Source organism: Nocardia grenadensis, assembly GCF_050942415.1.
Lineage (GTDB): Bacteria > Actinomycetota > Actinomycetes > Mycobacteriales > Mycobacteriaceae > Nocardia > Nocardia grenadensis.
On the sequence record NZ_CP192054.1, the window covers coordinates 507,938 to 521,169 of the forward strand.

General features: G+C 68.7%; 11 protein-coding genes. 10 read left to right on the forward strand and 1 reads right to left on the reverse strand.

Going from position 1 to position 13,232, the window contains the following annotated elements; translation table 11 throughout:
* Positions 1-29: 29 nt before the first annotated feature.
* Positions 30-548: a MarR family transcriptional regulator gene (locus ACQPYS_RS02370; protein ID WP_431940736.1), complete on the forward strand. Its 519-nt coding sequence runs from the start codon at positions 30-32 to the stop codon at positions 546-548.
* 142 nt (positions 549-690) lie between these two features.
* On the opposite strand, the gene ACQPYS_RS02375 is transcribed toward ACQPYS_RS02370, so the two are convergent.
* Complete coding sequence (locus ACQPYS_RS02375; RefSeq protein WP_431940735.1) at positions 691-1,335, reverse strand: MBL fold metallo-hydrolase; 645 nt, start codon at positions 1,333-1,335, stop codon at positions 691-693.
* Between the two features lie 141 nt (positions 1,336-1,476).
* Here ACQPYS_RS02375 and purS point away from each other — a divergent pair, with 141 nt between their 5' ends.
* From purS to purM, 9 genes are all read left to right on the forward strand, one after another.
* On the forward strand, positions 1,477-1,713 hold the full coding sequence (gene purS, locus ACQPYS_RS02380; protein WP_030522869.1) for a phosphoribosylformylglycinamidine synthase subunit PurS: 237 nt from the start codon (positions 1,477-1,479) through the stop codon (positions 1,711-1,713).
* Positions 1,710-2,387, forward strand: a complete 678-nt coding sequence (gene purQ, locus ACQPYS_RS02385) for a phosphoribosylformylglycinamidine synthase subunit PurQ (protein WP_431940734.1) — start codon at positions 1,710-1,712, stop codon at positions 2,385-2,387. Before purS ends, purQ begins: the two co-directional genes overlap by 4 nt.
* Positions 2,388-2,684: 297 nt before the next feature.
* The gene (locus ACQPYS_RS02390) at positions 2,685-3,959 is read left to right on the forward strand and encodes a M18 family aminopeptidase (RefSeq protein ID WP_433491581.1); all 1,275 of its coding nucleotides are present in this window, start codon (positions 2,685-2,687) and stop codon (positions 3,957-3,959) included.
* A 237-nt stretch (positions 3,960-4,196) separates the two neighbouring features.
* Positions 4,197-6,488 carry a phosphoribosylformylglycinamidine synthase subunit PurL gene (gene purL, locus ACQPYS_RS02395; RefSeq protein WP_063035459.1) on the forward strand — a complete coding sequence of 764 codons (2,292 nt, stop codon included), beginning with the start codon at positions 4,197-4,199 and terminating at the stop codon, positions 6,486-6,488.
* Between the two features lie 76 nt (positions 6,489-6,564).
* Complete coding sequence (locus ACQPYS_RS02400; RefSeq protein ID WP_063035460.1) at positions 6,565-8,304, forward strand: alpha/beta hydrolase; 1,740 nt, start codon at positions 6,565-6,567, stop codon at positions 8,302-8,304.
* Positions 8,301-8,927, forward strand: coding sequence for a CPBP family intramembrane glutamic endopeptidase (locus tag ACQPYS_RS02405; RefSeq protein ID WP_433491582.1), 627 nt, complete (start codon positions 8,301-8,303; stop codon positions 8,925-8,927). The genes ACQPYS_RS02400 and ACQPYS_RS02405 overlap by 4 nt, the downstream gene beginning before the upstream one ends.
* A gap of 33 nt (positions 8,928-8,960) precedes the next feature.
* Positions 8,961-9,455 carry a WapI family immunity protein gene (locus tag ACQPYS_RS02410; RefSeq protein WP_063035462.1) on the forward strand — a complete coding sequence of 165 codons (495 nt, stop codon included), beginning with the start codon at positions 8,961-8,963 and terminating at the stop codon, positions 9,453-9,455.
* Positions 9,456-9,781: 326 nt separating this feature from the next.
* Positions 9,782-11,371, forward strand: a complete 1,590-nt coding sequence (gene purF, locus ACQPYS_RS02415; RefSeq protein ID WP_063035463.1) for an amidophosphoribosyltransferase — start codon at positions 9,782-9,784, stop codon at positions 11,369-11,371.
* A gap of 776 nt (positions 11,372-12,147) precedes the next feature.
* Positions 12,148-13,227 (forward strand): phosphoribosylformylglycinamidine cyclo-ligase, encoded by a 1,080-nt coding sequence (gene purM / locus ACQPYS_RS02420; protein ID WP_063035464.1) that lies wholly within the window; start codon positions 12,148-12,150, stop codon positions 13,225-13,227.
* Positions 13,228-13,232: the final 5 nt, after the last annotated feature.

A 13,232-nucleotide genomic window follows, 5' to 3' on the forward strand; every position in this document is an offset into this window, starting at 1 on the left:
GGTCGCGCGCAGCATGTTATGCATGAGTCATGCATCATAGCCGGACCGCGAATCTGCTGGGCGCTGCCGCGCTGGCGGTCACCGACTTGATGCTCGAGCGGGTGGCCGACGACACCGGTGTCGGGGCCAGCGCCGCCGCGGCGCTGGTGGTGCTGGCCGGCTCGCCCGGACTGAGCGGCACCGAACTGGGCCGCCGGGTCGGGTCGAGCCAGTCGGCGGCGGCGCGCATGATCGACACCCTGCTGCGGCGGGAACTCGTGGAGCGCCGGCCCGGGCAGGGCCGTGAGATCGCCGTGCGCCTCACCGAGCGCGGCCGGCAGGCGGCGGCGAATATCCTGGCCGCCCGCGGCAGCGGCTTGGCGCATGTGCTCGACCCGCTCGACGCCGCCGAACGCGAGACCCTGGCACTGCTGCTCGACAAGCTGCTGACCGGTCTGTACTCCGATATCGGCAATGCCGATCTGCTGTGCCGGCTCTGCGACCGGCGCTCGTGCACCACCGGGGCCTGTTGCCCGGTGGGTCAGGCCGAACGGGACCGGGCCGGATGACGGCGGGCGCGGCGCCGGCCCTGGCCTCCGCGGCCGCCTACGGTGTCTCCGACTTCGCCGGTGGACTGCTGGCACGCCGGATCGATCTGCGCGTGGTAGCCGTCGCCGGTCGGTTCGGCGGCCTGGCGGACGTCGGCTGCGTTCAGAGCTCGGCGTCGTTCTCCGGGCGCAGGACGGTGAATTCGGTGTCGGCTTTGCGCATTTCGTCGAGCCGGCTGAAATACACACCCCAGGCCTGCTCGGCGATGATCCCGTAGTGGATCGGGAAGGCCAGCCGGGGTGCTACCGACCGCAGGTAGTCGACCGCTTCGCTGATCTTCATCCACGGGGCCGCGGCGGGGACGGCGAGCACATCGACCGGAGTAGAGGGCACCCAGAGCGAATCGCCGGGATGGACGAACTGGGTCGGGTTCGCGGCGGTGCCCAGCTGGAAGACGGTGTTGTCGACCACCGGCAGCTCGGGGTGGATCACCGCATGCCGGCCCCCGCCGCCGGTGATCCGTAGCCCGTCCAGGTCCACCACATTGCCCGCGTGCAGTGCCTCCCAGGCCCCGCCCCGGAGTTCGGCGGTCTGTGGATCCGACAGCAGCCGCGCGCCGGGATTCGCCTCGATCAGCGGGTCGATCCGGTTCGGATCGATATGGTCGGCGTGCTGATGAGTGACGGCGATCGCATCCAGTCCGGTGAGGCCTTCGAAACCGTGGGAGAACGCGCCGGGATCGAAGAGAATCTTCTTCCCGTTCAGTTCGACGAGTACGCAGGAGTGTCCGAAGTGGGCTACATGCATGCACGCAAGGCTAGTACCGCATATGTTCGGTCACCCGCCGCGACCTTCCGGCCAGTGGGCAATTAGGCTGCTCAGGTAACCCATCCGCGTCCCGGCGTCGGCGCCGGGCGCAGCTCACCCCCTTTTTGTGAGGAGCAATCCGTGGCACGTGTCGTGGTCGAGGTGATGCCGAAGGCCGAGATCCTGGATCCGCAAGGGCAGGCCATAGCCGGCGCTCTGCCGCGTCTGGGATTCGAAGGCGTCACCGACGTCCGGCAGGGCAAACGCTTCGAACTCGAGGTCGGTGACGACGTCAGCGATGACCAACTCGCCTCGATCGCCGAATCGCTGCTGGCCAACACTGTGATCGAGGACTGGAAGGTGGTGCGCGTCCCGTGACCGCCCGCATCGGTGTCATCACCTTTCCCGGCACTCTCGACGATGTCGACGCCGCCCGCGCGGTCCGGCTGGCCGGCGCCGAAGCCGTCCCCCTCTGGCACGGCGACGCCGACCTCAAGAGCGTGGACGCGGTCGTGGTCCCCGGCGGTTTCTCCTACGGCGACTACCTGCGCGCCGGCGCCATCGCCCGGTTCGCTCCCGTGATGGGCACCGTCGTCGAAGCCGCCGGCAAAGGTATGCCGGTACTCGGTATCTGCAACGGCTTCCAGGTGCTGTGCGAGGCGGGCCTGCTGCCCGGCGCCCTCACCCGGAACGAGGGCCTGCACTTCATCTGCCGTGACCAATGGCTGAGCGTCGAAGCGACCGATAGCGCCTGGACCTCCCGCTACGAACCGGGCGCCCAGATCCTGGTTCCGCTGAAATCCGGAGAAGGTCGCTACCAGGCCTCCGAATCGGTCCTCGACGAACTCGAAGGCGAAGGCCGGGTGGTGTTCCGCTACGCGGGCGACAACCCCAACGGCTCGCAGCGTTCGATCGCGGGGATCGCCTCGGAGAACAAGCGGGTGGTGGGACTCATGCCGCATCCGGAACACGCGACCGAGGCATTGACCGGACCGAGTGATGACGGGTTGGGGTTGTTCCTGTCCGTGCTGGACGTGCTGGTCGCTTCTTGAAGGATCGGACTCCCAGGAGCGGCTGGTTCGCTGTGAATACGGAGCCGGACGCTGAGGCGTGAGACGCGGACCTGCTCGACCGCCCGGGCTACCTCGCGTCTGATCGCTTCCACGAACAGCAGTCACCTCGCGGTGCCGAGTTCGGCGAGGCCATTGACGGGGCGAGGTCCGTCCCGCCGTTCAGGCTCGAAAGCGCATGAGCGAAGCTCGGTCTCGAGGCCTGAACGGCGGGACCAAGGGGACCTCGACCCCGCGGCGCCGGAGGCGCCGCCGATGAACACAGCTTAGGGTCACTGCATGCCGAGTTCTGCTGTTGCGGCTTCGGCCGCCGGGTTGTGTGAGTTCATCGATGCGTCGCCTTCGCCGTTCCATGTCTGCCGGACCATCGCCGAGGTTCTGGAAGCCGACGGTTTCGTCCGGCTCGACGAGACCCAGGGGTGGCCCGGTACCGGTGGGCGGTACTACATCGTGCGCGGTGGGTCGCTGGTGGCGTGGGCCGATCCGGCGCAGACGGGGCCGTTCCGGGTGGTGGGGGCCCATACCGACAGCCCGAATCTGCGGGTCAAACAGCATCCCGACCTGACGGTCGCGGGCTGGCAGTTGGTGCGGCTGGAACCATACGGGGGTGCCTGGCTGAACTCCTGGCTGGATCGTGAACTGGGGATCTCCGGGCGGCTGAGTGTGCGGGAAGGGTCGGGCCTGGCCGAGCGGCTGGTACGGATCGACGAGCCGATTCTGCGGGTTCCGCAGCTGGCGATCCATCTGTCCGAGGATCGGCGCGGGGTGACGCTGGATCCGCAGCGGCATGTGAACGCGATCTGGGGTGTGGGCGACGAACGGGCCGTATTCCTCGATTACGTGGCCGAGGCCGCCGGGGTCGATCCGCGGGCGGTGCTGGGCTGGGAGTTGATGACCCACGATCTGGCACCCAGCCGGGTGATCGGTGCCGGCCGGGACCTGATCAGCGCACCCCGCCTGGACAACCAGGGCACCTGCTACGCGGGGCTGGCCGCCTTCCGGGCCGCTGTCGAGAATCCGGGCGACGCCGTCCCGGTGCTCGCCGTGTTCGACCACGAGGAGGTCGGCAGCCAGTCCGATCGGGGCGCGCAGTCCGAGCTGCTGCCCACGGTGCTGGAGCGAATCGTGCTGGCCCGCGGCGGTGGTCGCGCCGAATTCCTTGCGGCGGTCGCGGGGTCGGTGTGCGCGTCCGGCGATATGGCGCACGCCACCCACCCGAACTATCCGGAACGGCACGAGCCTTCGCACGGCATCGAGATCAACGGCGGACCGGTGCTGAAGGTCAATCAGAACCTGCGCTACGCCACCGACGCCGTCGGCGCGGGCGCGTTCGCGCTGGCCTGCGACCGAGCCGGAGTGCCGATGCAGCGGTATGTGCACCGCGCCGATCTGCCCTGCGGCTCCACCATCGGCCCGATGACCGCCGCGCGTACCGGTATGCCGACCGTGGACGTGGGTGCGCCCCAGCTGGCCATGCATTCGGCCCGGGAGATGATGGGCGCCGCCGATGTGACCGCCTACGCGGCGGCCCTGGCGGCCTTCCTCGCTCCATAGGCCGGTTCCGGTCCGGGTACGGCCGGGGTTTTGCGGTGACGGGGTCGGTAATCGGTCCGGCGCAGGTGGACGTAGGATTCGTGCTGGATCAACTCTGCCGGGGCCCCGCCGCCGAGGCCCGGCGTTCCGACCGAACCGTGGCACCGATGCCACCTGCCGTGAGCCGCGGCAGGCGCCCGGAGGGCCGGAGCCCGCGCGCGCCGGCGCGCCAACCTACGAAAGGATCCTGGTACCCCCGTGACTGCGCAGGTCGATACCGTCGCCACCGCCGCCGCCACCCCGGAGACGCCGCAGCCGTACGCCGAGCTCGGCCTCAAGGACGACGAATACGCCCGGATCAAGGAAATTCTGGGGCGCCGGCCCACCGATGCGGAACTCGCCATGTACTCGGTGATGTGGAGCGAGCACTGTTCCTACAAATCCTCGAAGGTGCATCTGCGCTACTTCGGTGAGACGACCACCGAGGAGATGCGCATCGCCATGCTCGCCGGTATCGGCGAGAACGCGGGCGTGGTCGATATCGGTGACGGCTGGGCGGTCACCTTCAAGGTGGAGAGCCACAACCATCCGTCCTATGTCGAGCCCTATCAGGGCGCGGCCACCGGTGTGGGCGGGATCGTCCGCGACATCATGGCCATGGGTGCGCGTCCCATCGCGGTGATGGACCAATTGCGTTTCGGTGCCGCCGACGCCGCCGATACCCGCCGGGTGTTGGATGGCGTGGTCCGTGGGATCGGCGGCTACGGCAACTCTCTCGGCCTGCCCAATATCGGCGGCGAAACCGTCTTCGATGCCTCGTACCAGGGAAATCCACTGGTCAACGCCCTGTGTGCGGGGGTCATGCGGGTGGAGGACCTGCACCTCGCCTTCGCCTCGGGCGCCGGGAACAAGATCATTCTCTTCGGTGCGCGGACCGGGCTCGACGGTATCGGCGGCGTTTCGGTGCTGGCCTCGGACACCTTCTCCGGTGACGATTCCGGTAGCGGTCGCAAGAAACTGCCGAGCGTCCAGGTGGGCGACCCATTCACCGAGAAGGTCCTGATCGAATGCTGTCTGGAGCTGTACCACGCCGGACTGGTGGTGGGTATCCAGGATCTCGGCGGCGCCGGACTGTCCTGCGCGACCTCCGAACTGGCCGCTGCCGGTGACGGCGGGATGCGCATCGAACTCGACCGGGTTCCGCTGCGCGCCGCCGATATGACCCCCGCCGAGGTGCTCTCCAGCGAATCGCAGGAGCGCATGTGCGCGGTGGTGACCCCGGAGAACGTGGACGCCTTCCTCGCCGTCTGCGCGAAATGGGATGTACTGGCCACGGTGATCGGTGAGGTGACCGACGGCGAGCGGCTGGAGGTCACCTGGCACGGCGAGACCGTGGTGGATGTGCCGCCGCGCACCGTCGCGCACGAGGGCCCGGTGTACGAGCGGCCGGTGCGGCGTCCCGCCGACCAGGACGCGCTCAATGCCGACACCCCCGACAACCTGCCCCGGCCCAAAACCGCCGAGGAACTGCGCGACACCCTGCTGAAGATGGTGGCCAGCCCGCAGCTGTGCAGCCGCCGCTGGATCACCGAACAGTACGACCGCTACGTGCGCGGTAACACCGTGCTCGCCGAACAGGCCGACGCCGGGGTGATCCGGATCGACGAGGTGAGCGGCCGCGGTATCGCGCTGGCCACCGACGCGTCGGGGCACTACACCAAGCTCGACCCGTACACCGGTGCGCGGCTGGCCCTGGCCGAGGCCTACCGGAACGTGGCCGTCACCGGCGCCACGCCGAAGGCGGTCACCAACTGCCTGAACTTCGGATCCCCGGAGGATCCCGGTGTGATGTGGCAGTTCCAGCAGGCCGTCCGCGGTCTCGCCGACGGCTGTGTGGAACTGGGTATCCCGGTCACCGGCGGCAATGTCAGCTTCTACAACCAGACCGGTGAGAACGCCATCCTGCCGACTCCGGTGGTCGGCGTCCTGGGTGTGATCGACGACGTCCATCGCCGCATTCCGACCGGTCTGGGCCTGGAACCGGGGGAGACGCTCATCCTGCTGGGCGACACCCGGGACGAGTTCGGCGGTTCGGTCTGGTCACAGGTGGCGCACGGGCATCTGGGCGGGCTGCCGCCGCAGGTCGATTTCGGCCGTGAGAAACTGCTCGCCGATGTTCTCACCGCGGGTTCGCGCGACGGCATGATCAGTGCCGCCCATGACCTGTCCGAGGGCGGTCTGGCGCAGGCCGTGATCGAGGCGGCCCTGGCCGGTGAGACCGGTTGCCGGATCCTGCTGCCCGAGGACGCCGACCCGTTCGTGATGCTGTTCTCCGAATCGGCGGGCCGGGTGCTGGTCGCGGTGCCGCGCTCGGAAGAGACCCGCTTCACCCGGATGTGCACGGCCCGGGAACTGCCCTGGGTGCGCATCGGTGTGGTCGATCAGGGTGCGGATTCGGTGGAGGTGCAAGGTCAGTTCTCCATCGGCATGGCCGAGTTGCGCGCCGCGCACGAGGGCACGCTACCTGCGCTCTTCGGCGGCCACGCCTGACCCGGACCCGCGGCTGGCGCGCCGGAGGTGACCCGGGCCACCCTCCGGCGCCGGTCCCGCCCGCCATACTGGACAGGTGCTGGAGACCGCCGATTCTGTGACCAGGTTGCGGCGGCGGTGTGTCGCCGCGGTCCGGCGGACCGAGCACATCATCGACCTGAACTATGTGGGTCTGGTGGTCGCGACGGTATTCTTCGCGTTGTCGGTATCACCGTCGCTGCTGCCGCGCGACTGGATGTTCCAGGGTCTGATCAGCGGGATCAACGCGGCCATCGGGTACGGCGTGGGCTGTCTGCTGGAATGGTTGTTCCGGTTGTGGGTGCGGCCCCGGCTCACCCGAATTCCGGCGCCGCCCACCTGGACCCGGTATGCCCTGAAATCCGCGGTGCTGACGACCGCCGCGCTGAGCGCCGCCTACATGCTGGTGCAGTCGGCGCACTGGCAGCGCGAGATCACCGCGCTGATGGGGATGGAGGGCACCACGACGCCCGCCTACCTGCGCACCGGCGGTCTCAGCCTCACGGTCGGGGTGCTGGTGGTCGCCTGCTATCGCACTGTGCGCGAACTCATCCTGTATCTGGCCCGCCAGCTCAACCGGTGGGTCAAGATACCTCGGGAGCTGGCTCCCTCCGCGGGCTTCCTGGTTCTGGTACTGCTCGTGGTGACCCTGTTCAACGGTGTCGCCACCCGTGCCTTCTTCGCCGCCGCGAACTCGGCTTTCAGCGTGCGCAACGACCACACCTCCGAGTACGCCGTCCAACCACGCCTCGCCGAACGCTCGGGCAGTCCGGAGTCGTTCGCGCCCTGGGAAACTCTCGGATTCGAGGGCCGCTGGTTCGTCTCGCACGGACCGAGTGCCCAGCGCATCTCCTGGGTCACCGGCCGGTCCGCGAAGGAACCCATCCGTGCCTATGTCGGACTGGAATCGGTCGAGGACACCGGACTGAGCCAGGCCGAGCTGGCGGTCGCCGAATTGGAGCGCACCGGCGCCTTCGACCGGGAGGCGCTGGTCGTGGTCACCACCACCGGCACCGGGTGGGTCAACTCCATGGCCGCCAACTCCATCGAATACATGTACGGCGGCGATTCGGCCATCGTGGCCACCCAGTACTCGTATCTGCCCAGCGCGCTGTCGTTTCTGGCCGACCGCGGCAAGGCCGCCACCGCGGGCCGGGAACTGTTCGACGCGGTTTACCGCAAAACCCTCACCCGCCCGGCCGCCGAACGACCGAAACTGCTCGTCTACGGCGAAAGCCTCGGGTCGCAGGGTTCGGAGGCCGCTTTCGACGGGCTCGCCGATCTGCGGGAGAAGGTGGACGGCGCGCTCTGGGTCGGACCGCCGAACTCCAATCGGCTGTGGCAGCAGTTCGTGAACCGGCGTGATCCCGGCTCCACCGAAACCGAGCCCGTCTACGCCGACGGTCTGGTGATCCGGTTCGCCGGAGACCGGGAGGACCTCGCCCGGCCCGGCCCGGAATGGCGGGCACCGCGGATCGCCTACCTGCAGCACGCCTCCGACCCGATCGTCTGGTGGTCCCCGGATCTCGCGCTGACCCGGCCGGATTGGCTGTCGGAACCGCGTGGCGTCGACGTCTCGCCCCGGGTGCGCTGGGCGCCGCTGGTCACCTTCTGGCAGATCAGCGCGGACCTCACGAACGCCCAGGGCGTGCGCGACGGGCACGGTCACCGCTACGGCACTCTGGTACTGGACGGCTGGGCCGCGGTCGCCCAGCCCCCGAACTGGAACCGCGAACTCGCCGAACGGATCCGGCTGGAGATCGCGGCGTACGAGGCATACGAGCGCGAGGTGAAATGAGAGTTCGGGTAGCGGGGGCAGTGGGTCTTCCGCTGTTGTGGAACAACGTGGTGCTGCCGCGCCTGCGTCTCTGCCACCGAGGGCGCACGGCAGCGAACGCCCTCGCCGCGACCGGGTACGCCCTGGTCTTCGACGGCGCACCGCGGTGGACTTCCGCGCGGGGGCTGGGCTACGGAATCGGTTGCGCCGGTATCGTCGCCGCCGGTTTCGCCGTCGCGTCGGCCGTGCCCCCGCTACGCCGCGTATTGTCGGCGCCGCCGGACCGGGTGCCGGAGACGAGCACGGTGGAATGGGTGGCCGTGCAGATCCCCCTGGGCACTGTCTACACCGAAGAGCTGATCTTCCGGGCCACGCTGGAACCGCTGCTGGACAGTGAATTCGGCGAGCGGGCCGGTCGGCTGCTGGGCGCGGCGGTGTTCGGCCTGTGGCATATCCATCCCGCCCGGACCGCCGGTGACAGTGTGCCCGCCACCGTCGCCTTCACCGGCGCGGCCGGTCTGCTCTTCGGCGCTCTGTACCGGCACACCGGCAGCGCCACCGCACCGGCACTGCTGCACTGGGCCGTGAACGCCGGCGGTGCGCTGGTACCCAGGCTGCTGCGCGGCAATCGGACGATGAACTAGGCGTGACTGTCCCGATGGTGACACACTGCGCCGGTGAGGTTGATCGACAGCGACGGATACGGTGTGGAACTCTCTGTTGCCGGATACCAATTTCCGGACCACATCGATCCGCGAATCCGGTACAGCTGGCTGGTGATCGCCGGTACCGCGAATTGCCCCGACGGGAACTGGTCCTTCCGCTGGCAGGCGCTGAGCCTGGACGACACGGTCGAGTTGGCGGACTGGCTGGGCCGGATCGCGGCCGAGGCGGAACCGGCCGGCGCGTCCACCGACGGTCCCGCCCGGCTGGCCTTCACCGAACCCGATCTGAGTTTCACGGCCACCCGTACCGGCGGTGAGATCGAATTGCGGATCGGCCTGGATCTGGAGTTCTCCCCGCCCTGGGACCGGCGGGCCACCGCGGGCTCGCCGTACATCGTCACGGCCCGGCTCGCGGCCGCCGATATCGCCACGGCCGCCAAGGACCTGGGCGCCGAGGTCGACAGTTACCTCCCGCCCGGTGGCAGCCTGCTCGGTCGTGCCCGCTGAGCGGTGCGCACGGGTCGCGTTCCCGGCGCCGCCACGGGTGATATCGCCCACGTTGCGCCGGGCGGCGCGCGGGGCTTATGGACGAGGCGGCCCGGGCCGCACCGTGGCGAGGCCCGCAGTAGTCCGGCTCTCCCCCGTTTCAGCAGGTGAAAGGGGGGTTAACTGGGCGTGAAGGTTTGCTGGGCCGCTCGACGGCCGGCTGCGGGCCCCGGTAAGGGACGTTCCGGGCCCGCTTGCTACCCGAGTGCTGATCCGGTGACGCGCGAGCGTGACACACCCGTAGAATGTCGAGTGCCCCCCACACCCGCCCGACCAGGGAGCGCACGGTGACCCACGCCGACCAACCGGCAGTCAGCAATCCCACCGCAACCGATGAGACCGAGAATCCGCCCCGCGAGGAATGCGGAGTCTTCGGAGTCTGGGCCCCGGGTGAGGACGTGGCCAAACTCACCTATTACGGCCTCTATGCCCTGCAGCACCGCGGCCAGGAAGCCGCGGGTATCGCGGTCTCCGACGGCTCCCAGGTGCTGGTCTTCAAGGATCTCGGCCTGGTCAGCCAGGTGTTCGACGAGCAGACCCTGGCCGCCATGCCGGGCCACGTCGCCGTCGGCCACTGCCGCTACTCCACCACCGGAGCCACCACTTGGGAGAACGCCCAGCCGATCTTCCGCACCACCGCCGTCGGTTCCGGGCTCGCGCTCGGCCACAACGGCAATCTCGTCAATACCGCCGAATTGGCCGACCGGGCACGTGAACTGGGTCTGGTCGCCGGCCCCGGCCGCCCCGGCGCCGTCTCGGCGACCTCCGACTCCGATGTGATGACCGCGCTGCTCGCGCATGCCTCCGCGGATTCGAGTATCGAGCAGGCCGCCATGGAGTTGCTGCCCACGGTGCGCGGCGCCTTCTGCCTGACCTTCATGGACGAACACACCCTCTACGCCGCTCGCGATCCACACGGGGTCCGCCCGCTGGTGCTCGGCCGCCTCGAACGTGGCTGGGTGGTCGCCAGCGAAACCGCAGCCCTCGATATCGTCGGCGCCTCCTTCGTCCGCGAGATCGAACCGGGCGAATTGCTCGCCATCGACGCCGACGGCGTCCGCTCCTCCCGATTCGCCAATCCCGAACCCAAGGGCTGCGTTTTCGAGTACGTGTACCTGGCCCGCCCCGACAGCACCATCTCCGGGCGCTCGGTGCACGCCACCCGCGTCGAGATCGGCCGCCGCCTCGCCGCCGAACACCCGATCGACGCGGACCTGGTGATCCCGGTCCCGGAATCCGGTACCCCCGCCGCGGTCGGCTACGCACAGGGATCCGGCGTGCCCTACGGGCAGGGCCTGATGAAGAACGCCTACGTCGGCCGCACCTTCATCCAGCCCAGCCAGACCATCCGCCAGCTCGGTATCCGGTTGAAACTCAACCCACTGCGCGAAGTGATCCGCGGCAAACGTCTCATCGTCGTCGACGATTCGATCGTCCGCGGCAACACCCAGCGCGCCCTCATCCGGATGCTGCGCGAAGCCGGCGCCCTGGAGATCCACGTCCGGATCGCCTCCCCGCCGGTGAAATGGCCGTGCTTCTACGGGATCGATTTCGCCTCCCGCGCCGAACTGGTCGCCAACAATGCCGGCACCGACCCCGACGGAATGCCCGCCGATCCGGAGGCGATGCACGACATGGTCGAAGGCGTCCGCCGCTCCATCGGCGCCGACACCCTCGGCTACATCTCGATCGACGGCATGGTCGCCGCCACCGAACAGCCCCGCACTCGCCTGTGCTGCGCCTGTTTCGACGGGGACTACCCGATCCCGCTGCCCACCGAAGCCGCGATCGGTAAGAACCTGCTGGAATTCGGGGGTCGCTCCCAATCCCACGTCCTCACCGAGAACGTCAACGCGAGCGCCCTCAGCCGGCCGTAGGGGTTCGGGTCCGCACCCGTTTCGACGGCGGGACTCGATGGTGAAGTCACTCGGTCGCGCGCCCGGTCGTGAGGGTTAGGAGACGGCCTCGCGCGCGAAGCCGGACACGCACGCCCGCTTGCGCCGTCGGAGGTGGTCCTTGCCTGGTGAATGAAGGTACGGGCGTCGCGCAGTTCGGATACCGGCCTGTTCGTGAAGGTGGGATGTGGACCTGCTCGCGAAGGTGCTGTGTTTTTCGGCGCCGCCTGCGGCGGCGCGGGGTCGAGGCCCCCTTGGTCTCGCCGTTCCGGCCTCGAGCCTTGGCCGAAGGTGCTCAATGGTCGCACTCTATGGGCGGCTCACCGCACATCGCATGCGCTTCGAGGCCGAAACGGCGAGACGGGCCTCAACCCTTTGAGGTGTCGCGTAGAACTCGACGCATGCGGGTTGCGTCGGCATTCGAGGGTCGGATCGGATGCCGACTCGTTCCGATGGGATGCCGACTCGGCCACTGGTCGGCCGGGCGCCTGATCGCCTTCACGAACTGGCGCACCTTCGCGGTGCCGAGTCTTACGAGGCCCTGAAAGGGTCGAGGCCCGTCCCGCCGTTCAGGCCTCGAAAGCGCATGAGCCGAAGGCTCGAGTCTCGAGGCCTGAACGGCGGGACCTTCGGGGGCCTCGCCCCCGCGCGCCGAAGGCGCGCCAGAAAACACAGCCCGGCCCCCCACGCTTCGGGGCGACGCCATAAACTCTGAGCAGGCAATTATCCGCGAATTCGGTTTGGAGCTTTCCCCGACAATGACTGAGCAGAACCCCACCGGTGCCGGTGCGTCCTATGCCGCAGCTGGAGTGGATATCGAGGCCGGTGACAGGGCTGTCGAGTTGTTCGCCCCGCTGGCGCGTAAGGCGAGCCGGCCCGAGGTGCAGGGCGGGATCGGTGGCTTCGCCGGGTTGTTCGCGCTGAAGAAGAGCTACCGGGAGCCGCTGCTGGCTTCGTCGACCGACGGGGTCGGTACGAAGATCGCGGTGGCCCAGGCGCTGGACAAGCACGACACGGTGGGGCTGGACCTGGTGGCCATGGTGGTCGACGATCTGGTGGTGTGTGGGGCGGAGCCACTGTTCCTGCAGGATTACATCGCGGTCGGCAAGGTGGTTCCGGAGCGGGTGGCCGAGCTGGTGTCCGGTATCGCCGAGGGGTGCGTGCGGGCCGGTTGCGCGTTGTTGGGCGGTGAGACGGCCGAGCATCCGGGGATGATGGGTGCCCAGGATTACGATCTGTCGGCGACCGGTGTCGGTGTGGTCGAGGCCGATGATCTGCTGGGGCCCGACCGGGTGCGTCCGGGGGATGTGGTGATCGCGATGGGTTCGTCGGGTCTGCATTCCAACGGTTACAGTCTGGCGCGCAAGGTGCTGCTGGAGATCGACCGGATGGCATTGACCGGGCATGTGGAGGAGTTCGGCCGCACCCTCGGTGAGGAGTTGCTGGAGCCGACGCTGATCTATGCCAAGGATTGTCTGGCGTTGATCGCCGAGACCGATGTGCGGACGTTCGCGCATATCACCGGTGGTGGTCTGGCCGCGAACCTGGCTCGGGTGCTGCCCGCGGGGCTGGTGGCCGAGCTGGATCGCGGGACCTGGAATCCGGCGCCGGTGTTCAAGATGATCGCGCAGCGTGGCCGGGTGGAGCGCGTGGAGATGGAGAAGACGTTCAATATGGGCGTCGGGATGGTCGCCGTGGTCGCGCCCGAGGATGTCGATCGCGCGCTGGCAGTGCTCACCGCGCGCCATATCGAGTGCTGGACGCTGGGCAGTGTGAAGAAGGCCAAGGATGTGGATGCGCCGCGAGCGGTTCTGCTCGGGGATCATCCGCGTTTCTGATCCGC

Coding starts and splice junctions, on each gene's coding strand:
- ACQPYS_RS02370 (WP_431940736.1), top strand. CDS start 30: ATGCATCATAGCCGGACCGCGAATCTGCTGGGCGCTGCCGCGCTGGCG.
- ACQPYS_RS02375 (WP_431940735.1), bottom strand. CDS start 1,335: ATGCATGTAGCCCACTTCGGACACTCCTGCGTACTCGTCGAACTGAAC.
- ACQPYS_RS02390 (WP_433491581.1), top strand. CDS start 2,685: ATGCCGAGTTCTGCTGTTGCGGCTTCGGCCGCCGGGTTGTGTGAGTTC.
- ACQPYS_RS02405 (WP_433491582.1), top strand. CDS start 8,301: ATGAGAGTTCGGGTAGCGGGGGCAGTGGGTCTTCCGCTGTTGTGGAAC.
- purM (WP_063035464.1), top strand. CDS start 12,148: ATGACTGAGCAGAACCCCACCGGTGCCGGTGCGTCCTATGCCGCAGCT.